The 19,698-nt window shown below is 34.4% G+C and carries 17 protein-coding genes; 10 read left to right on the top strand and 7 right to left on the bottom strand.

The window, feature by feature from the left end; genetic code table 11:
• Positions 1–7: 7 nt before the first annotated feature.
• From BKM63_RS03370 to BKM63_RS03340, 7 genes are all read right to left on the bottom strand, one after another.
• A complete protein-coding gene (locus BKM63_RS03370) occupies positions 8–565 on the bottom strand; it encodes a lipid-binding protein (protein WP_123907040.1) in 558 nt (185 codons plus the stop codon).
• Positions 516–1,154 (bottom strand): DUF5011 domain-containing protein, encoded by a 639-nt coding sequence (locus tag BKM63_RS03365; RefSeq protein ID WP_071635237.1) that lies wholly within the window; start codon positions 1,152–1,154, stop codon positions 516–518. The genes BKM63_RS03370 and BKM63_RS03365 overlap by 50 nt, the downstream gene beginning before the upstream one ends.
• A gap of 13 nt (positions 1,155–1,167) precedes the next feature.
• A complete protein-coding gene (locus BKM63_RS03360; RefSeq protein ID WP_071635236.1) occupies positions 1,168–2,607 on the bottom strand; it encodes a SusD/RagB family nutrient-binding outer membrane lipoprotein in 1,440 nt (479 codons plus the stop codon).
• A 16-nt stretch (positions 2,608–2,623) separates the two neighbouring features.
• Positions 2,624–5,812: a SusC/RagA family TonB-linked outer membrane protein gene (locus BKM63_RS03355; RefSeq protein WP_071635235.1), complete on the bottom strand. Its 3,189-nt coding sequence runs from the start codon at positions 5,810–5,812 to the stop codon at positions 2,624–2,626.
• Between the two features lie 302 nt (positions 5,813–6,114).
• Complete coding sequence (locus BKM63_RS03350; RefSeq protein ID WP_071635234.1) at positions 6,115–7,575, bottom strand: SusD/RagB family nutrient-binding outer membrane lipoprotein; 1,461 nt, start codon at positions 7,573–7,575, stop codon at positions 6,115–6,117.
• A gap of 11 nt (positions 7,576–7,586) precedes the next feature.
• The gene (locus tag BKM63_RS03345; protein WP_071635568.1) at positions 7,587–10,865 is read right to left on the bottom strand and encodes a SusC/RagA family TonB-linked outer membrane protein; all 3,279 of its coding nucleotides are present in this window, start codon (positions 10,863–10,865) and stop codon (positions 7,587–7,589) included.
• An 89-nt stretch (positions 10,866–10,954) separates the two neighbouring features.
• Positions 10,955–12,658, bottom strand: a complete 1,704-nt coding sequence (locus tag BKM63_RS03340) for a hypothetical protein (RefSeq protein WP_071635233.1) — start codon at positions 12,656–12,658, stop codon at positions 10,955–10,957.
• A gap of 183 nt (positions 12,659–12,841) precedes the next feature.
• On the opposite strand from BKM63_RS03340, the gene rpsL reads away from it, so the two are divergent.
• The 10 genes from rpsL (at position 12,842) to rplV (ending at position 19,697) form a co-directional block, all read left to right on the top strand.
• Positions 12,842–13,225 (top strand): 30S ribosomal protein S12, encoded by a 384-nt coding sequence (gene rpsL, locus BKM63_RS03335; protein WP_007136570.1) that lies wholly within the window; start codon positions 12,842–12,844, stop codon positions 13,223–13,225.
• A 24-nt stretch (positions 13,226–13,249) separates the two neighbouring features.
• Entirely contained in the window at positions 13,250–13,726 is a 477-nt protein-coding gene (gene rpsG, locus BKM63_RS03330) for a 30S ribosomal protein S7 (RefSeq protein ID WP_071635232.1), read from the top strand.
• 10 nt (positions 13,727–13,736) lie between these two features.
• A complete protein-coding gene (fusA, locus tag BKM63_RS03325; protein ID WP_071635231.1) occupies positions 13,737–15,893 on the top strand; it encodes an elongation factor G in 2,157 nt (718 codons plus the stop codon).
• A gap of 10 nt (positions 15,894–15,903) precedes the next feature.
• The gene (gene rpsJ, locus BKM63_RS03320) at positions 15,904–16,209 is read left to right on the top strand and encodes a 30S ribosomal protein S10 (RefSeq protein WP_007803605.1); all 306 of its coding nucleotides are present in this window, start codon (positions 15,904–15,906) and stop codon (positions 16,207–16,209) included.
• A 404-nt stretch (positions 16,210–16,613) separates the two neighbouring features.
• A complete protein-coding gene (gene rplC / locus BKM63_RS03315) occupies positions 16,614–17,231 on the top strand; it encodes a 50S ribosomal protein L3 (RefSeq protein ID WP_057124294.1) in 618 nt (205 codons plus the stop codon).
• The gene (gene rplD / locus BKM63_RS03310; protein ID WP_057124293.1) at positions 17,231–17,860 is read left to right on the top strand and encodes a 50S ribosomal protein L4; all 630 of its coding nucleotides are present in this window, start codon (positions 17,231–17,233) and stop codon (positions 17,858–17,860) included. Before rplC ends, rplD begins: the two co-directional genes overlap by 1 nt.
• Positions 17,861–17,867: 7 nt before the next feature.
• Positions 17,868–18,158 carry a 50S ribosomal protein L23 gene (rplW, locus tag BKM63_RS03305; protein WP_012022489.1) on the top strand — a complete coding sequence of 97 codons (291 nt, stop codon included), beginning with the start codon at positions 17,868–17,870 and terminating at the stop codon, positions 18,156–18,158.
• Between the two features lie 9 nt (positions 18,159–18,167).
• Positions 18,168–18,992, top strand: a complete 825-nt coding sequence (gene rplB, locus BKM63_RS03300) for a 50S ribosomal protein L2 (protein WP_035650459.1) — start codon at positions 18,168–18,170, stop codon at positions 18,990–18,992.
• A gap of 6 nt (positions 18,993–18,998) precedes the next feature.
• On the top strand, positions 18,999–19,277 hold the full coding sequence (rpsS, locus tag BKM63_RS03295; protein WP_031456039.1) for a 30S ribosomal protein S19: 279 nt from the start codon (positions 18,999–19,001) through the stop codon (positions 19,275–19,277).
• A 6-nt stretch (positions 19,278–19,283) separates the two neighbouring features.
• Positions 19,284–19,697 carry a 50S ribosomal protein L22 gene (rplV, locus tag BKM63_RS03290; RefSeq protein ID WP_007803631.1) on the top strand — a complete coding sequence of 138 codons (414 nt, stop codon included), beginning with the start codon at positions 19,284–19,286 and terminating at the stop codon, positions 19,695–19,697.
• Position 19,698 lies beyond the last annotated feature (1 nt).

Below are 19,698 nucleotides of genomic sequence, written 5' to 3'. Positions count from 1 at the left end.
TTTATTTTTAGTATTCGTCTTCTAAGAAACCAGTTCTCTTTTCACCTACGTAAGAGTAGATAATTCCTGGTTCTCCACTAAACTCAGCTTTGAAAGAGATTTTGTCTACAGTGTGTCCTCCCTGAGTAGTAGCTGCGTTTTTTTCAATTTTACCATCTGTTATTGTTACAGTTTTTGTACCGTAAGCACTAGTTGCAGATGTTACTGAAAATGTTCCATCGTTATTGAAAGTTACTTTAACTTTGAATTTTTTAGCAGCAGCAAGATTATGATCATCTAACCATAAAGTATTGTCATTAGCCGCAGTATTGTATGTAGAAAACAATAAGTGGCTTGACACTGGTGCTCCAGCAGGATTTGTTGCAGAAATAAACCAATCCCCAGCAAATGCTTCAGCAGATGTTCCTCCTGGATCAGTATCACCAACTTCGTCACAAGCTACAAATGACGTAAGTACAAGTATTGCTACAAGTACACGTGTTATATTTAGTTTTAATTTTTTCATTTTAATAATTTTAGATTCGTTTAAATATTCTCTCAGCTGTACCAAACACTGAAGAAGCATAAATTACCCATTTCCAGTTATCTTTGTCTGTTATGGTTCCAATATTGCTTTCTGCAGAAATTCCTGATTCAGAAGCGCTTGGGTTGTAAGGAGCGTAAATTTGTTTGTCATCTATGTTATAGAATTCCAAAGTTAGATTGTCAGCATCTACATTATAACCTGTAGCATTGTCGCAAACATACTTTCTGTCGCCTATTTTTGTTACAACGTTAACGTTAGCACCTCTAACAAATGAACCTTCTAAATTAATAGTACTTGGTGCAGTACTTAAAACAACTACAGTACGAGTTAAAGTAGCTGGAAATCCGTCAGTATTTACAGCAGAATAGTTAATCTTGTACATACTTGGTTTGCTTGTGTCTACAGTACCACTTATTTTTACTGGAAGTGATTGTCCGTTTGCTTCAGCATCAACACCTGCTTCAGTGTAAGTTTCTCCTTGATTTAGGACAACCAATTCATCACCATGCATGGTTAAGTTCGGGTAAAAAGTTACCTTCGAAACATTAGCACTTGAATCTGCGTCACAAGATGTAAACAATAATCCAGAAACAAGAACTACCATTAATTGTATATATATTTTTTTCATGATCTATTTTTTATTAGTTAACATCCCACCAAACTGGGTCAGTAATTGCTTTAATTGCTGGCGCATTTGGATTTCTAGATTTTACGTTATTAGGTAACACAATTCTTTTTGGGAATAAAGTACCTGTTTGACCTTTTACTGAAATTGTAAATTGACCAGGTACATAAAATTCACTACTTTGTGCTACAGCAGAAACTTTAGGATATCCAGTTCTGTTTTGCTCTAAGAATGATTCATAACCGTTTCCAGGGAAACTAGCGATCCATTTTTGAGTAATAATTGCTTCTATTTGTGCAGCAGGTGTTCCAGCAGCTGGGAATTCATATTTTCCTCCAGCAGCTAAGAAAGGAGCAGCATCTCCTCCAAATCTAGCCATAGCAGCTGTTACACCAGCATCATATTTAGCTTTTGCACCAGCACCTCCATAGTATCTTGTAAGAGCTTCAGCTTGTAAAAAGTTACTCTCTTCTCTACTAATAAAGAAAACAGGAGTTTTTGCATTTAAAATAACTAAAGATAAGTTAGGAACAGAAGTATTGTCAAAATCACCTTGGTTGTTTGGGTTTCCTGGTTGATTGTAGTATTTAGCTAAACGAGGATCTCCATTAACTGATAAGTAAGAAAATAATGTTTTACTAGCTCTTAAGTTTAAAGTAGTATTTAATTGTCTTCTATCTGATTCGTAAAGTGGATTACTTCTGTCAGCAGCATCTTCAAATTGAGTCATAGCAGCATCATCAACATCTAAAAATTCAGCACCTGAATTAATTAAAGTTGTAATTCCAGATTGAGCTAATGTTGGGTCAACTTCAGTTAATCTTGTATAAAGTTTTAACAATAATGTATTACCAAATTTTGTCCATTTAGTCATGTCTCCTTGGAAAAGGAAGTCATCTTTACCTGGGTTATCACCTACAGAAGCATTTAAATCTTTTGATAAAGCTGTTTTCAAATCAGCAATCATTAAGTCATAAACTTCTTTTCCTGTGTTAAATTTAGGTTGTAAGATGTTTACATTATTTGCCTCAGCATATGGGATAGCATCATATAAATCTGTTAAAACTTGATTAGCTTCAACTTCAAGTACAGTTGCCATTAAGTAATATTTCGTGTTTCCTTCTTTAGCAGCTTGTGCTTTTACAACTCTAATGTCGTTTAATGCATCAAACATAGCTGTGTATGCAGCTTGGTAGCTATTTGTTCCAATACTATATTGATCAATATCTCTATATTGATTAGATGTTGGATTTTGTGTCCAAAATTGAGACCAAAATCCACCAATTATTGCATAGTAAGATCCTTGAGCACCTGCAAGACCTGCAATACCAGCAGGAAAAATAGTGCTATTTGCTTGTCCAGGAGCTAATGCATCCGGGTCTCTATTAATGTCAAATGTTTCATCACATGACACCAATAAGAAAAGAGCTGTTATTAATGTTGCTATCTTTTTCATTTTTCTATATTATTTTTTAGAATGATAATTTTAAAACTCCACCTACTGATCTTTGTGAAGGGTTAGTTCCAAATTCTCCTAAATCTGAAAGTACACCTGTTCCATAAGTTCCTGTTTCTGGATCTGTATATGGGTTTTCTCCTGGAGTCCACATAAATAAGTTTCTTCCGTAGATACCTAATGTAATTTTGTTTAGTCCCATGTTTTTGCTAACTGAAGAAGGGAAATCATAGTTAAAGTTGATCTCTCTTAATCTTACGAAAGTTTTGTCAATTACGTGAGTGCTTTCAGAAGATACATTGTTTTGAGGGTTGTAGTAATTTGCTACTTGATCCCAAGCAACAGGAGTAGTGTTTTCAACATAACTTACAACACCATTAGTTATTACTTCATTAACTGAGTTAGGCACGATGAACGGTCCTCTGTCGTTGTAAGTAGTCTCAATACCATTTCCTACGAAATGTGAAAGTCTTTTTGTGTAAGAGTAGAATTCTCCTCCATCTTTCCAGTCTAAAGAGAAACCTAAATTAAAGTTTTTGTATTTGAAGTTATTTTGTAGACCCATTACAAAATTACGTTGTGCATTTCCAATATTTTGTAAATCTGTAGTTTGTACATTAATACCTGTAGTTGGGCTTACGATTGGTTGACCAGTAGGAGTAGTTTTTGGTACTAGAGAATAGTATGCTCCAATTGGTTGTCCTTTTACAGCAGAGAAAGAAACACCATAAGCTGTTGCTAAATCAATTCTGTCAAAACCGTCAGCTAACTTAGTAACCTCATTAAGGTTTTTAGTGAAAGTGTAAGTTAAGCTCCAAGTAAAATCTTTGTTTTTGATTGGGCTTGCAGTAATAGAAAGCTCAATACCTTTGTTTACAATGTCTCCTGCGTTGATAGCTTTTTGTGTAAAACCAGTAGATGGATCTAATGGTAAATTAACAATTAAATCAGAAGTTGTTTTGTGGTACAAAGCAACATCATAGCTAATTCTATTTTTGAATAATGATCCTTCAGCACCAACTTCATACTCAACTGTACTTTCTGGTTTTAATTCTGAATTACCTAATCTTCCAGAAGCTTCATAGAAACTTACTCCTCCAATTGGAGATGCAATTATACCAAAGTTTGCAGCAGCAGATCCAGAGATGTATGAATTTTCAGTAACATAAGGGTTAGTATCATTTGCAATTTTAGAAGCAGCACCTCTTAATTTTAAGAAAGTACTTCCGTTATCAATTACAATTGCACCCAAAGATAAAGCTGGGTAAAAATAAGCGTTGTTTCCAATTGGTAAAGTAGATGTTACATCTTCTCTTCCTGTAATTGTAGCAAAGTATCTGTTTTTGAAAGCAAATTCTGCAGATGCATAAACTGCTCCAGTTTTTCTCAAACTATTAGATTGTGTAATAGTAGGTCTTACCGCTGAGTTTGAAAGTTCATAGTATCCAGGGATACCAAGGTTAGTAATTGTATTAGTTAACTGATCATTCTCTCTTTTGTTGTAGTTAACACCACCTAAAAGGTTTAATGTCCAGTCTTCACTTAAATTTGTGTTGTAGTTAAGGTTGAAGAATGTATCAAATTCTGAGAATTCAGATCTTCCTTCAGTAACTCCACCTACAGTTAAACTTCCAGCAATATCTTGCGGGCTTCCTGGTAAATAATTTACAATAGCTCCGTAACTTTTTAATCTTTCAGATCTTACGTTACCACCAATTTGCCATGAAGCTGTTAATTTATCAGTTATTTTGTAGCTTAAGTTAACATTACCAAAAACGTTGTTTCCGTAAACTTTAGTGCTGTTCTCGTTAACTGAAAAATATGGATTTGCAGCGTAAGGAGTGAAATAGTAAGAAGGGCTGTTAAAAGGATTGTTTTTGTAATCTCTTAAATCAACTATACTAATGTCTCTTGGGATTTGTAATAAATCTTGTTGTAATGTAGAACCTTGTCCTGCGTCATCACCTTGTCCTGTGTTAACTACAGCTTGGTTTTTGTATACGTAGTTTAATGAAGTTCTTAAAGTGAATCTTTTACCTTTTAATCCTCCATTGAAACCAATAGATTGTTTCTTGTATTGATCAACATCTGTTGGAACAACTCCATCACTATTTACATTTGAAAATACTAAAGAGAAGTCAGATGTGTCTCCACCACCGCTTAAGTTTACAGATTGTGTAGCTAATATACCAGTGTTGTAAAAATCTCTTACGTTATCTTTTAAAGCAACATAAGGTTTAATTTGCTGACTGTTATTGTAAACAGTTCCCCAAGGTCTAAGTTCTCCTGTGAATTTAGGTCCCCAAGATCCATTTTCATTACTTGCACCAGATCCTGTGTATCCAGCTCCGCTCCATCCTTGTCCAAAATCATTTTGTAAATGTGGAACTCTAGCAACTTCACTAAATTCTGTCGAAGCTAACATATCAACTTTGATACCAGTGTTTGCTTTTCCTTTTTTAGTTGTAATGATAATTACACCACCTCCAGCTCTTGATCCGTATAATGCAGAAGCTGCAGCTCCTTTAAGAACTGTCATACTTTCAATGTTGTTAGGGTCAAGGTCACTAACTCCGTTTCCAGAATCGTATGATCTGCTTACTGATGCAACACCATTATTACTTGTACCAGTAGAGGTATTGTTAATTGGAGATCCATCAACGATGTAAAGTGGTCCTGCATTACCTGTAATAGTATTCAATCCACGAATGATAACTTTTGTTGCAGCTCCAGGTTGTGATGGAGCAGTAATGTCAACCCCAGCAATTTTTCCTGATAATGTTTCAAAAGGGTTAGTGTTTACTACAGCTGTAAGTGCATCTGCTTTTAAAGTTGTTGTTGCGTAACCAAGAGATTTTTTCTCTCTTTTAATACCAAAGGCAGTTACTACAACACCTTCAAGTTCTTGCGCTCCCGCATCTGCTAATTTTACATTTACAGTAGAAGAACTTGCAGCTACTTCTTGGGTTTTCATCCCGATGTAGCTAAATACCAAAACTTGGCTTGAAGATGCTTTGATAGAGAATTTACCATCAAAGTCAGTTTGTGTTCCTGTTTTTGTTCCTTTAACTAATACACTCACACCTGGTAAAGGCATTCCTGCATTATCAGAAACTGTTCCAGAAACAGCTCTTTCTTGCGCAAAAGAAAGTTGCGCAACTAGTACTAATAAAAGTACTAAGAATCCATTGAACTTTAGTTTCATTTTTAAATATTTTGAATTAGTTCGACAAAAATCTTAATAATTTGTTAATCTACCTAATATAAAATGCTTTTTTTTTCGTTAAATTATGATTTTACTATAAGATATTGTTTTTTTAGCGTTAAAAAACAGTTATAGTTTTGATATTCGCAATTAGAAAGGCATAATTTGATAATAATTAAAAATATCGTTATTAACTGAAATGTTAAATTTAAGAAAATGGATGGAATAATTGTTTTTTCTGTAACTTTTAAACAGAAAAACCACCTCTTTTTGAGGTGGTTTTGTCTTAAAATAATCAATATCTAAAATTTATCCCAAAATAACTTCGTTTCTACTTTATCACCTCCAATTGCGGCACTCGCCTGTGTATAACTAGATTTATTTAAAGATTGTTCAATAATTGGATAAGTATAACGCATTGGTATATCAGATACTGCGTCGGCTGGTTTGACCAAAACAGGGAAGTCTAGTCTTCTGTAAGAAGAATATCCTTCAAAGGAATTATTATATAAAGCGATCCAGCTTTGAGTTCCAATTTTTTGTTTCCAGGTTCCGGCAGCAGTTGTATATGCTACGGCTGGATTAGCCAGATAAGTTGTTGCATCTGCCACTGTTCCTCCCCAATCTAATATAGAAGCTGTTATTGCTGCATTATAATGTCCTTCAGCATCAGATGGAGTTCCATATAAAGATCTTTCAGCTGCTTCGGCTAATAAAAATTCTGTCTCGGCATAATCTAAAATTGTTCCGGGAAAATCAGGAGCCTTAATTGTTGGTGTAATGTGAGTTTTTTGGGCATATGAATTACTTGCGCCATTTTCTCCGCCAATATATTCAATTTCCGGAGTAGAAGGATCATCCATATTGTTGTCGAAATATTTTGCACGTCTTGGATCATTTAAGGCATTCATTTTGTCTATTAATGTATTCGTAGGAACAAAATCGTCACGACCACTGGCAACGAGATCTATATATAATGGATTCGTATTTGGTGTTGCTGTTAAATATTTAAGGTCGGCATTGTCAAGATTTGATGTAAATACAAAAGGGGCCGCACTAGAAACGGTCGCTTGTGCTAATGCACTTTCAGCAGGAATATCAGATATAGTAATACCCATTCTTAATTTCAAAGTATTTGCAAATTTGATCCACTTAGTTACATCTCCACCATAAATTCTGTCGTTATCTCCAAAGCTTTTACCTCCCGTGTTAAGTTTTCCTATAGCGGTGTTTAACCTGGATATAAGATCTTTATAAATAGTTAGGCCATCATCATATTTAGGTGTTTTGTAATTTAGATTTAGTGCCTGAGAATAAGGAACGTTACCAAAGGTTTCTACTAATATTGCATAAGTATAAACATTTAAAACCTCAATGATCGCAAGTTTGTTTTGCTTGTCTAGAGGATTTTCTGTTAAACCAACTGGAGTAGCATTAATATTTTTGGCGCTTTGATCTAAATCTTTTAATACATCTTTGTAAAGAAATTGCCAATGCTGTTCAGGAATTGTTCTGGTTACTAAATCATAATTACTTTCATCAGTATATACTGTTTCGGTAAAATATTGATTAATTAATCGAAAAATGTTGTTGTTTACATTTGTATTCGTCATCTGGTCAACTAAACTTTTTTGAGCACTTGTAAATAATGCTTCCCCAGGTACGTTTGATGGATCCTTAACGTTTATGTTTAGATTTTCTAAATCATTCGAGCAAGATGAAAATGTTGCTGCAGTGAGTAGAATTATAAATATTTTTTTCATGATTTCTTGATTTAAAATTGGATTTTAACGTTGAAGCTGATATCTCTTGTTGATGGAAGAGATCCTGTTGAATACCCTTGTAGATTTCCTGCGCCTAAACCTGATTCTGGATCTGCATCGGGTAAGTTTTTATGTATAATCCAAAGATTTGTTCCAACAACGCTTAAAGTCATTCCGTTTATAAAAGTATTTCTTAATGTTTTTTCTGATAAAGAATAAGAAATTGAGGTTTGTCTTAATTTTATGTAACTCGCATCATATACAAATGCTTCGTCTGGCAATCCTCTTCTATATCCTTGTGCTCCAAATTGGCTGGCGTTAATTCTGGTTGTATTCACAGCTCCATTTGGGTTAACTCCCGGATTGATGAATCCGCCGCTATCAGCACCTGAAGTAATTGGATTTCTAATAGGGTTTCCAAGATCATTTAAGAAAGCCGTATCATCAGGTAAACCTGTTGCTAGGCCATAATAACGGTCTAATGAGAATATTTGTCCTCCTTTTTGGATGTCAATTAAGAACTCAAGAGAGAAATTTTTATAGGTAAATTTGTTATTTAAACCTCCTGTGTAATCTGGATTTGCATTTCCAATTTTATTGTCAGAAGTTGAAGTTTTGATATATTGACCATTTGCAGGATCAACAACTCTTTGGCCGTTTAAATAAGTATATTGAGTTCCATAAATTACGCCGTATGGTTGTCCAACTGCCGCATTTATTGTAACACCACCTTGGAATGATCCCAATTGTAAGTTGTCAATTCCGTCTAGAAGGTCTACTACTTTATTTCTGTTACGTGCGAAGTTTAGATTAATATCCCATGAAAAATTATCTGTTTTTACGGGAGTACCATTTAAGGAAATTTCAATTCCTTTATTCTCTATTTCACCGGCATTAATTAATTCGTATAGATATCCTGTAGATGCTGTTAGTCTTAAAGGGATGATTTGGTCAATTGAATTTGATTTGTAATAGGAGAAATCAAGTCCTAGTCTCTTTTTAAAGAAAGAAAGTTCTAAACCTGCCTCATAACTTTTTGTGCGTTCTGGTTTTAGATTCGGATTATTTTTAGTGTCTTTTACAGAAGCAGATGCTGCTCCAAATGCTGTATTAACATTATAAGTATCTAATACTCTGTCGAAACCTGGGCTGTTTCCAACTTCAGCATAATTAAGTCTGACTTTTCCAAATGACAACCAGTCAGCTTGTACAAATTTAGAGAATACAAAACTTGATGAAACTGAAGGGTAGTAGTAAGAACTGTTTGCTTCTGGAAGAGTTGAAGAGTGATCTCTTCTTATTGTCCCTTCAAGGAATAAATAATCTTCATATCCAAAAGAAGCACTTCCGTATATTCCATCTACGCCAATAGATTCATCTCTTTCAATAGGTGCCAATAATGGGCTGACAGTATTTTGTAAAGCATAAAGTTTTGGTATTGCAAGACCGCCATTGGTTGCCGCAAAAATAGAACTGTAATAACTTCTTCTGATGTTTACCCCAACAACTCCCTTAAGGTTTAGTTTTTGTGTAATATCTGTATTATAGTTTAACATGAAATCATAATTGTACTCACTAAAACCAATGTTTTTTCTTGAGTATCCTGAAGATGCCGGGTTTCTGTTAATAGATCCATCGCCTCCACCGGTTCCAATACCAAAATTAACCGCTACACTACCTATGGCTCTTCGTTCTTCTTGTATTTCGTCATAGGTGTCAACAGAAACTCTACCAAATGCATCAAGCCAGCTTGTTATTTTATAGTTTAAAGAAGCATTACCAATAAATCTATTTCTGCTGTCTGATTCGTAGTTTTCGTAACGTTGAAAATAAGGATTGTCCCAGAATGCTGGAGTAGGATTTGTATATGATTTAGGATTCCATGTTATGTTTCTTCCTGTTAGGTCGTAAGCTTGTTTTAAGCCTTGAATGTCAACATTAGTTTGCCACCATTGTCTAAAGTTACCGGCAATGTTGTCATTGTATCCGGTACTATTTCGTCCTATAGTGCTTGTTTTGGTAAAGTTTCCATAGCCGGATACTGTTAACCTGTCGTTAATAAGAGTTGAGGCATTTAATGTTAAAGTATTTCTCTTTAACGAGCTATTAGGTAAAAGCCCGGTTTGATCAAGGTTGTTAAAGCCTAATCTTAAATAACCATTTTCTAAACCTTTGTCTATCGATATGGAATTTGTAAGTGCAACTGGTTTTTTAAAAAAAGTTATTGGGCCGTTTTTAGCACTTTGCCACGGAGTAGCTTTCATGTAGTTTGGAGATTCCGGATAGAAAGCATCCCATTGATACACTAATAAATTAGGGTCAAATGCTTGTCCGTAAGAGGCATCTTCTGTTAATGGGGTAACATTGTCTAAAACGCCGTCTCCATTGATGTCAATATGATCTAAATAGGAATCCTCGTCAGGACCATAATAAGGTCCGTATCCGCCGCCATATTGATTTTGATATTTTATAAAAGTACTTTTATCAATGGAGCCAACTGTTATTCCTGAATTAATAGTAATAGAATATCCTTTACTTTTCTTGTTTCCTTTTTTTGTTGTTATTACAACAACTCCATTTGCAGCGCGTGATCCGTAAAGTGCACTTGCTGCCGAGCCTTTAAGTACGTTTATTGATTCGATATCTTCTGGATTAATGTCAGATGCAGCGCTGCCATAATCGTAACCTGCTCCAGACTGCTCTTGGTCTCTCGAGTTGGAGTTGTTATTGCTTACTGGTACACCGTCTATTACAAATAAAGCCTGATTGTTTCCGGTTAAAGATGAGTTTCCTCTAATAACAATGTTGGTTGATCCTCCAAAGTTTGTTGTTCTTTTAACTTGTACGCCCGAAACTTTTCCAGAAATAGCATTTACAAAGTTGTCGCTTTTTACAGCCGCTAAATTCTCTCCTTTTACTTCTTGTGTTGCGTACCCAAGAGATTTCTTTTCTCTTGATAAACCTAAGGCTGTAACAACAACTCCTTCTAATTGCTGTGCTGTTCCTGTTAATTTAATATTAACATTTGTGGAACTAGCTTTAACTTCTTGAGACGTCGTGCCAATATAGCTAAAAACTAATGTTTGGCTTAGTGTAGCTTTAATCGAATATTTTCCGTCAAAGTCAGTTTGTGTTCCAGTGTTTGTTCCTTTCAATAAGACACTTACGCCCGGGAGAGGGAGGCCTGATTCATCAGTAACGGTACCCGAAACAACTCTTTCTTGCGCGATGGTTACTTGCGCAATTAGTACTAATATTAGTACTAAAAATTTGTAGCATTTTGGTTTCATAATTAACAAATTATTTTGAATTAGTTTAACTAAATTCATAATAATTTGTTAATAAAACAAATCTTTTGGTAATGTTTTCTTTACAAACATCAAAATTTAACATTATAACATATATTTACGATAGTGTTATATAATTTTAATTCTGCAGTTTTTTCTGCACCATTTGTTAGATTTATATTGATGATTCCGTTGGGTGTTTGTATTGCTGTGCCTACTCCTAAGCCGATTAATTTTCTTATTTTTTGACGATTAATTGAGCTTGTTAAATCTTGATAAAGGCCATAATCTAAAATAGAATTTATATAAAGATTTGATGAAACTACATATCTGTATTCTGTAAGAATTGATGTGGTAAAATTTGCCTGCAGGCTATTTTCTAAAAATCCTCGAATTGACTTTGTTCCTCCAAAACGAAATAATTCATTTGAGATGTAATTTTTACTTTTTAGATAAAAAGTTTGTGAATTTAAATTGATGTAATTTTTGCTATTGATTTCGAAATTATATAAAGCGTTTAAGTTTATTTGAAACTGTTTGCTGGTACCGGCTGTCTCAGGATCATTGTTGGTGTCTCTTTTTCCATAACCAGTTAAAAAGTATAGAAAAGCTTTTTTAGGCATTAGGCTGTTTTCGTAATCTATTTTTTTATATTCATAAGAACTTGTGAAATATGAATTCTTGAAATCACTTATAAATGAGTTGTTTGTGTTTTGAATATCGCTTGATTCGGTAGATTGATAGCCAAGATAAATTTTAGAATTATAGTTTAAATAATATCCAAGATCGATACCGGTTTTCGTGTTTTGAAATGTGCTGTCCTGTTTAAATATGTTCAGTTGCGCTTTGATTCCTAAAGATGAATTGAAAATATATGGAATTTCAAGTTTAGTACTGAAAGTTTTCTGTTGATTTCCATCGCTTTTCCAGTATAATGAAAATTGTTCACCGGCATGAAGTGTGTTAATTAATGAAACATCAAGGTAGCCGTTGAGTATTACTTTTTTGTTTTCATCATTCGAAAATCCAATAAAGCCATCAAACGTATTTGCTTTTCTTTTTTCTATATAAGTATAGATTTTCGTAGAGTCGTTTGTGAAAAGTATTTCCGGGTATTTTGTTTGTGTAACAAATTCAAAGCTGTTAATGTCTTCGTAAAGTTCTTTTGTGATTTGCTGGTTAAAGGTTTTGTTTAGGTATTTTTTATTAAGCTGCTTTAGATGTCCTTTTGGGAAAAAATTGCTTGAAGAGTTATTTATATAATTTAGAATAATTGAATTTACATGGCGTTTTTTTTCGGATTTAAAATTTAAGTCAGCATAAATTGCCAGATTCTTTCTTCGAATATTTTCAAGTTTAATTTTACTAAGTGCGAAACCAGCCTTTTCGGCATTAATTATTTTTTCATTTAGATAATTTTCAACTTCATTATAGGGAATAATTATGGTGTCGTTTTGTCTTTTATCGGTATCTAAAAAAGCATTATTTGTACCTATATATATATGTATGTATTTTATTTTGTTTTTTAAGCTAAAAAGCGTGAGGTATGTGCTGTCATTTATTGGTTTAGTTTCTAGTACTTTGTTGTCTAAAAAACCTTTTTTTGAAAGCTTTTCAGAAGTGATTTTAATTTCGTTAAAAAGCGATTTTATGTTGGGATGAATTGTGGCGTAGTTTAGTGAATCAATGATTTTGTTTTCCGTAGTGTCTGATCCATTTATTTTTAAATGAAAATTTTGTGTATAAGCAGAGATACTTATCAGTAAAAAAAACAATGTCTGGAAAAACTGTTTCAAGTGTAGTAATTTTGTTTAATTAAATGTATTGCAAATATCTATCGTTTGTTTGTAAAAACATACCATTAAATAATGTTGTTGAAAATTAATAGATTAACGTTTGTATAGTGAAAATTATTTTATACATTTGCAACCCCGTAAAAAGCGGGAATTTAATAAACATAATAATTTTTAGTATTAATTATGCCAACAATTCAACAATTAGTAAGAACAGGAAGAACTCAGATAACTAAGAAGAGTAAATCGGTTGCTTTAGATTCTTGTCCTCAAAGAAGAGGGGTTTGTACGCGTGTTTACACTACTACACCAAAAAAACCAAACTCTGCAATGCGTAAAGTTGCGCGTGTACGTTTGACAAATGGTAATGAAGTGAATGCTTACATTCCTGGAGAAGGACACAATCTACAAGAGCACTCGATAGTATTAGTTAGAGGCGGAAGGGTAAAAGATTTACCAGGTGTTAGATATCATATCGTTCGTGGAGCGCTTGATACGTCAGGTGTTGCAGGAAGAACGCAAAGAAGATCTAAGTACGGTGCTAAACGCCCAAAAGAAGCAAAAAAGTAATTTAAAAACTTTTAAGAAAAAGACATGAGAAAAAGAGCGGCAAAGAAAAGACCACTTTTACCGGATCCAAGGTTTAATGACCAATTGGTAACGCGTTTTGTGAACAACTTAATGTGGGATGGTAAGAAATCTACAGCTTTCAAAGTATTTTATGATGCGATTGACATCATTGAGTCTAAAAAGCAAGATTCAGAGAAAACTTCATTAGAAATTTGGAAAGATGCTTTAACAAACGTTATGCCTCACGTAGAAGTACGTAGCCGTAGAGTTGGTGGAGCTACATTCCAAATCCCAATGCAAATTCGTCCAGATAGAAAAATCTCTATGGCAATGAAGTGGTTAATACTTTATTCTAGAAGAAGAAATGAAAAATCTATGGCACAACGTTTAGCGTCAGAATGTTTAGCTGCTGCTAAAGAAGAAGGTGCTGCGGTTAAGAAAAGAATGGATACTCACAAAATGGCAGAAGCTAACAAAGCATTCTCTCACTTTAGATTTTAATTCGTAAGAAATGGCTAGAGATTTAAAATATACAAGAAATATCGGGATTGCTGCTCACATTGATGCTGGTAAAACAACAACAACTGAGCGTATTCTTTTTTATACTGGAAAGTCACATAAAATTGGTGAAGTACACGATGGTGCTGCAACAATGGACTGGATGGCACAAGAGCAAGAGAGAGGTATTACAATTACTTCTGCGGCTACAACTTGTACTTGGAATTTTCCAACAGAGCAAGGTAAAGTTCTTCCAGAATCATTGCCTTACCACTTTAATATTATTGATACTCCTGGACACGTTGACTTTACTGTAGAGGTAAACCGTTCTTTGCGTGTACTTGATGGTTTAGTTTTCTTGTTTAGTGCTGTTGATGGTGTTGAGCCTCAATCAGAAACTAACTGGAGACTTGCTGATCAATATAGAGTTCCTCGTATGGGATTCGTAAATAAAATGGACCGTCAAGGTGCTAACTTTTTAGCTGTGTGCGGACAGGTTAAAGATATGTTGAAATCCAATGCGGTTGCAATTACTTTACCTATTGGTGATGAAGCTGATTTTAAAGGTATTGTTGACTTAGTTAAAAATCAAGCTATTGTATGGCATGATGAAACTCAAGGAGCTACTTTTGATATCGTTGATATCCCGGCTGATATGGTTGATGATGTGAAGCATTACCGTTCTATCCTTATCGAAGAGATTGCAACTTATGATGAGAATCTTTTGGATAAATACATGGAAGATGAAAACTCTATTACAGAGGAAGAAATCAACAATGCATTAAGAGCTGCTACTATCGATATGGCAATCATTCCAATGCTTGCTGGTTCGTCTTTCAAAAACAAAGGTGTTCAATTTATGTTGGATGCAGTTTGTAAATATTTACCATCTCCTTTAGATAAAGAAGGTATTGAGGGTATTCATCCTGATGATGCTGATTTGTTAGAGGAAGATCAAACGAAAATTTTACGTAAGCCAGACGTTAAAGAGCCATTCGCAGCTTTAGCATTTAAAATTGCTACTGACCCATTCGTTGGTCGTTTAGCTTTCTTCCGTGCGTATTCTGGACGTTTAGATGCTGGTTCTTATGTTTTAAATACTCGTTCTGGTAATAAAGAAAGAATTTCTCGTATCTATCAAATGCATGCTAATAAACAAAATCCAATCGAATTTATTGAGGCTGGAGATATTGGTGCTGCTGTTGGATTTAAAGATATTAAAACTGGAGATACTTTATGTGATGAGAAGAATCCAATTATCTTGGAGTCTATGAAATTCCCTGATCCGGTTATTGGTATTGCTATTGAGCCAAAAACAAAAGCTGACGTTGATAAAATGGGTATGGCTTTAGCTAAACTAGCTGAAGAGGATCCAACATTTACAGTTAGAACTGATGAGGCTTCTGGGCAAACAATTATCTCTGGTATGGGTGAACTTCACTTAGATATCTTAGTTGATCGTATGAAACGTGAATTTAAAGTTGAAGTGAACCAAGGTGAGCCTCAAGTTGAGTACAAAGAAGCGTTTACAAGATCTGCAACACACAGAGAAACTTACAAAAAACAATCTGGAGGTCGTGGTAAATTTGGTGATATCGTATTTACAATCGAACCTGCTGATGAAGTTGATGGTAAAGTTCCAGTTGGATTACAATTTATCAATGCTGTAAAAGGTGGTAACGTTCCTAAAGAATATATCCCTGCTGTTGAAAAAGGATTTAGAGAGGCTATGAAAACTGGTCCATTAGCAGGATATGCTGTGGATAGTTTGAAGGTAACTTTAACTGATGGATCTTTCCACCCTGTGGATTCTGATGCATTATCTTTTGAATTAGCTGCAAGAATGGGTTATAAAGAATCAGGACGTGCTGCTGGAGCTGTTATTCTTGAGCCAATCATGAAAATCGAAGTTATTACTCCAGAAGAAAATATGGGTGATATCGTAGGTGACTTGAACCGTCGTAGAGGTCAGGTTAATGATATGGGTGATAGAAATGGTGCAAAAACTATTAAAGCTGATGTGCCTTTATCAGAAATGTTTGGATATGTAACGACATTAAGAACATTATCTTCTGGTAGAGCAACTTCAACAATGGAGTTTTCTCACTATGCAGAAACACCTTCTAATATTTCAGAAGAGGTAATCAAAAAAGCAAAAGGTAACGCTTAATTTTAAGAAAATGAGTCAAAAAATCAGAATAAAACTAAAATCTTACGATCACATGTTGGTAGATAAATCTGCTGAAAAGATCGTAAAAACAGTAAAAACTACTGGAGCAGTTGTAACAGGACCAATTCCGTTGCCAACTCACAAAAAACTTTTCACTGTGTTACGTTCTCCGCACGTTAACAAAAAAGCGAGAGAGCAATTTGAAGTAATGTCATACAAGAGATTGATTGATATTTATTCATCTTCATCTAAAACTATTGATGCATTAATGAAACTTGAATTGCCAAGTGGAGTTGAAGTAGAGATAAAAGTATAATTTTATTATATTTTATATATAAAAAGCGAGACAGCAATGTCTCGCTTTTTTTGTTGGTTGCTTTTGAATTTTAATGTTAATTTTTCTTGCTTTGAGTTTGGTTGAATAGTAAGTTTTTTATTGAAATGCCTTTTGTTTTAAGTACTTGACGATGTTTTTGGTTTAATTGTTTAGATTGTTATTGTTAATAACTTTATTTGGTTTTTGTATTGTGAAAAAACATTTTTCAGATCAAATTAAGTCTGTTTGTAACGAAGTTGAATCCTTGAATTTTGATAATGAGCGATTTAATTTTTGTAACTGTTTGGTATATTCGATTTTAATGTATACTTTTGCACTCCCTGTTTGGAAATTTCTGTTATTTTCAAATTGAAGGGAATTTTAGTAATTAATAATTAATATTTATGTCTGGGTTAATTGGTAAAAAAATCGGCATGACTAGTATTTTCGACGAAAACGGGAAAAACATTCCTTGTACAGTAATCGAAGCTGGGCCGTGTGTTGTTACCCAAGTCAGAACCAAAGGTGTTGACGGGTACGAAGCGTTGCAACTAGGTTTCGATGACAAAAACGAGAAACATTCTACTAAAGCGGCTTTAGGTCACTTTAAAAAAGCTGGAACTGTTGCTAAGAAAAAAGTCGTTGAATTCCAAGATTTTGCAACTGAACAAAAATTAGGAGATCTTATCGATGTTTCTATTTTTGAAGAAGGAGAATTTGTAGATGTACAAGGTGTGTCTAAAGGTAAAGGTTTCCAAGGTGTTGTTAAACGTCACGGTTTTGGTGGTGTTGGGCAAGCTACTCATGGTCAGCACAACCGTTTAAGAGCGCCAGGTTCTGTAGGAGCTTCTTCTTATCCATCTAGAGTATTCAAAGGAATGCGTATGGCTGGAAGAATGGGAGGAGATAATGTAAAAGTTCAAAACCTTAGAGTTTTAAAAGTAGTTGCTGAAAAGAACCTACTTGTTGTTAAAGGATGTATTCCTGGGCATAAAAACTCTTACGTAATCATTCAGAAGTAATGGAAGTAAAAGTATTAGATTTCAACGGAAAAGATACTGGAAGAAAAGTTCAACTTTCTGATTCAGTATTCGCAATTGAACCAAACAATCACGCAGTATATCTTGATGTTAAGCAATATCTTGCTAATCAAAGACAAGGTACTCACAAGGCTAAAGAAAGAGCTGAAGTAACTGGAAGTACGCGTAAGATTAAAAAACAAAAAGGTACGGGTACAGCTCGTGCGGGAAGTGTTAAGAATCCTTTGTTTAAAGGTGGAGGAACAGTTTTCGGACCAAGACCAAGAAGTTATTCATTTAAATTGAATAAAGGATTGAAAAGATTGGCAAGAAAATCAGCTTTCTCAATCAAAGCAAAAGAGTCAAATATTATCGTTCTTGAAGACTTTAATTTTGATGCGCCAAACACTAAAAATTTCATTAACGTTTTGAAAGCTTTAGGGTTAGAAAATAAAAAATCTCTATTTGTGTTGGGAGAGTCAAATAAAAATGTATATTTGTCGTCACGCAATTTAAAGGCTTCTAATGTCGTAACTAGCTCAGAATTAAGCACTTACGCAATATTAAACACTAATAATTTGGTGCTTTTGGAAGGTTCTTTAGAGTTAATTGAAGAAAATTTAAGTAAATAATAGGAGTATGAGTATCATAATTAGACCTATAGTAACTGAAAAAGTAACCAAAGAAAGTGAAGTTCTAAACCGTTTCGGGTTCGTTGTTGACAAAAAAGCAAACAAAGTTCAAATTAAGAAAGCTGTTGAAGCTGCTTATGGAGTAACTATCGTTTCTGTTAACACAATGAATGTGAGACCAGACAGATCTACTAAATACACTAAAAGTGGTTTAATCAGTGGAAAGACAAATGCAATTAAAAAAGCAATTGTTCAAGTACAAGAAGGAGAAACAATTGATTTTTACAACAATATCTAAGATAGAAAAATGTCAGTAAGAAAATTAAAACCTATTACCCCAGGTCAGCGATTTAGAGTTGTGAATGGTTATGACGCCATTACAACTGATAAGCCGGAACGCTCTTTGATAGCGCCGATAAAAAACTCTGGAGGTAGAAATAGTCAAGGAAAGATGACCATGCGTTATACGGGTGGTGGTCACAAGCAGAGATATCGTATTATTGATTTCAAAAGAACTAAAGATGGAATTCCAGCTACAGTGAAATCAATCGAATACGATCCAAATCGTACTGCGTTTATCGCTTTATTAGCTTATGCTGATGGAGAGAAAACTTATGTTATTGCTCAAAACGGATTGAAAGTTGGTCAGAAATTAGTTTCTGGTCCAGAATCTCAACCGGAAATTGGTAATACATTACCTTTAAGCAGAATTCCTCTTGGAACTGTTATATCTTGTATTGAGTTACGTCCAGGACAAGGAGCGGTTATCGCTCGTTCAGCTGGAACTTTTGCTCAGTTAATGGCAAGAGACGGGAAATATGCAACAATTAAAATGCCATCTGGTGAAACAAGATTAATCTTGTTAACTTGTTCGGCTACAATTGGAGCTGTTTCTAATTCTGATCACCAATTAGTTGTATCTGGAAAAGCAGGTAGAACAAGATGGTTAGGAAGAAGACCTAGAACTAGACCAGTAGCGATGAACCCAGTTGATCACCCTATGGGAGGTGGTGAAGGACGTTCTTCTGGAGGGCACCCACGTTCAAGAAACGGATTGCCAGCTAAAGGTTACAGAACTCGTTCTAAGAAAAACCCGAGTAACAAGTATATCGTAGAACGTAGAAAGAAATAATAAGATATGGCACGTTCATTAAAAAAAGGACCTTTCGTTCATTATAAATTAGACAAGAAAGTTCAGGAAAACATAGAAAGTGGAAAAAATGGAGTAGTAAAGACTTGGTCTAGAGCTTCAATGATTACTCCAGACTTTGTTGGACAAACTATCGCAGTTCATAACGGTCGTCAATTTGTACCAGTTTACGTAACAGAAAACATGGTAGGTCACAAATTAGGAGAGTTTTCACCAACTAGATCTTTTAGAGGTCATGCTGGAGCAAAAAATAAAGGTAAAAAATAAGAAGCAATGGGAGTTCGTAAAAGAGAAACAGCAGATGCGAGAAAAGAGGCTAATAAGTCTATTGCTTTCGCAAAATTGAATAACTGCCCTACTTCACCTAGAAAAATGCGCTTAGTAGCGGACTTGGTAAGAGGTCAGAAGGTAGAAAGAGCACTTAACATTTTAAGATTCAGTTCTAAAGAAGCTTCAAGAAAATTAGAAAAACTATTATTATCTGCAATCAATAACTGGGAGCAAAAAAATAGTGAAGGTAATTTAGAAGAAGCTGGATTATTTGTTAAAGAGATCAGAGTAGATGGTGGAATGATGTTAAAAAGACTTCGTCCAGCTCCACAAGGTCGTGCACACAGAATAAGAAAACGTTCTAATCACGTTACAATCGTGCTTGGAGCTATCAATAACACACAAAGCAATTCTTAAG

The sequence above is a fragment of the Flavobacterium johnsoniae genome (assembly GCF_001879205.1).
Classification (GTDB): Bacteria; Bacteroidota; Bacteroidia; order Flavobacteriales; family Flavobacteriaceae; genus Flavobacterium; species Flavobacterium johnsoniae_A.
This window is presented reverse-complemented; position numbering and strand designations above follow the sequence as displayed.

Excerpts from the sequence above, each read along its gene's own strand:
- BKM63_RS03370 (WP_123907040.1), bottom strand. The coding sequence starts at position 565 with ATGCTTCTTCAGTGTTTGGTACAGCTGAGAGAATATTTAAACGAATCT.
- BKM63_RS03365 (WP_071635237.1), bottom strand. The coding sequence starts at position 1,154 with ATGAAAAAAATATATATACAATTAATGGTAGTTCTTGTTTCTGGATTA.
- BKM63_RS03360 (WP_071635236.1), bottom strand. The coding sequence starts at position 2,607 with ATGAAAAAGATAGCAACATTAATAACAGCTCTTTTCTTATTGGTGTCA.
- BKM63_RS03355 (WP_071635235.1), bottom strand. The coding sequence starts at position 5,812 with ATGAAACTAAAGTTCAATGGATTCTTAGTACTTTTATTAGTACTAGTT.
- BKM63_RS03350 (WP_071635234.1), bottom strand. The coding sequence starts at position 7,575 with ATGAAAAAAATATTTATAATTCTACTCACTGCAGCAACATTTTCATCT.
- BKM63_RS03345 (WP_071635568.1), bottom strand. The coding sequence starts at position 10,865 with ATGAAACCAAAATGCTACAAATTTTTAGTACTAATATTAGTACTAATT.
- rpsL (WP_007136570.1), top strand. The coding sequence starts at position 12,842 with ATGCCAACAATTCAACAATTAGTAAGAACAGGAAGAACTCAGATAACT.
- rpsG (WP_071635232.1), top strand. The coding sequence starts at position 13,250 with ATGAGAAAAAGAGCGGCAAAGAAAAGACCACTTTTACCGGATCCAAGG.
- fusA (WP_071635231.1), top strand. The coding sequence starts at position 13,737 with ATGGCTAGAGATTTAAAATATACAAGAAATATCGGGATTGCTGCTCAC.
- rpsJ (WP_007803605.1), top strand. The coding sequence starts at position 15,904 with ATGAGTCAAAAAATCAGAATAAAACTAAAATCTTACGATCACATGTTG.
- rplC (WP_057124294.1), top strand. The coding sequence starts at position 16,614 with ATGTCTGGGTTAATTGGTAAAAAAATCGGCATGACTAGTATTTTCGAC.
- rplD (WP_057124293.1), top strand. The coding sequence starts at position 17,231 with ATGGAAGTAAAAGTATTAGATTTCAACGGAAAAGATACTGGAAGAAAA.
- rplW (WP_012022489.1), top strand. The coding sequence starts at position 17,868 with ATGAGTATCATAATTAGACCTATAGTAACTGAAAAAGTAACCAAAGAA.
- rplB (WP_035650459.1), top strand. The coding sequence starts at position 18,168 with ATGTCAGTAAGAAAATTAAAACCTATTACCCCAGGTCAGCGATTTAGA.
- rpsS (WP_031456039.1), top strand. The coding sequence starts at position 18,999 with ATGGCACGTTCATTAAAAAAAGGACCTTTCGTTCATTATAAATTAGAC.
- rplV (WP_007803631.1), top strand. The coding sequence starts at position 19,284 with ATGGGAGTTCGTAAAAGAGAAACAGCAGATGCGAGAAAAGAGGCTAAT.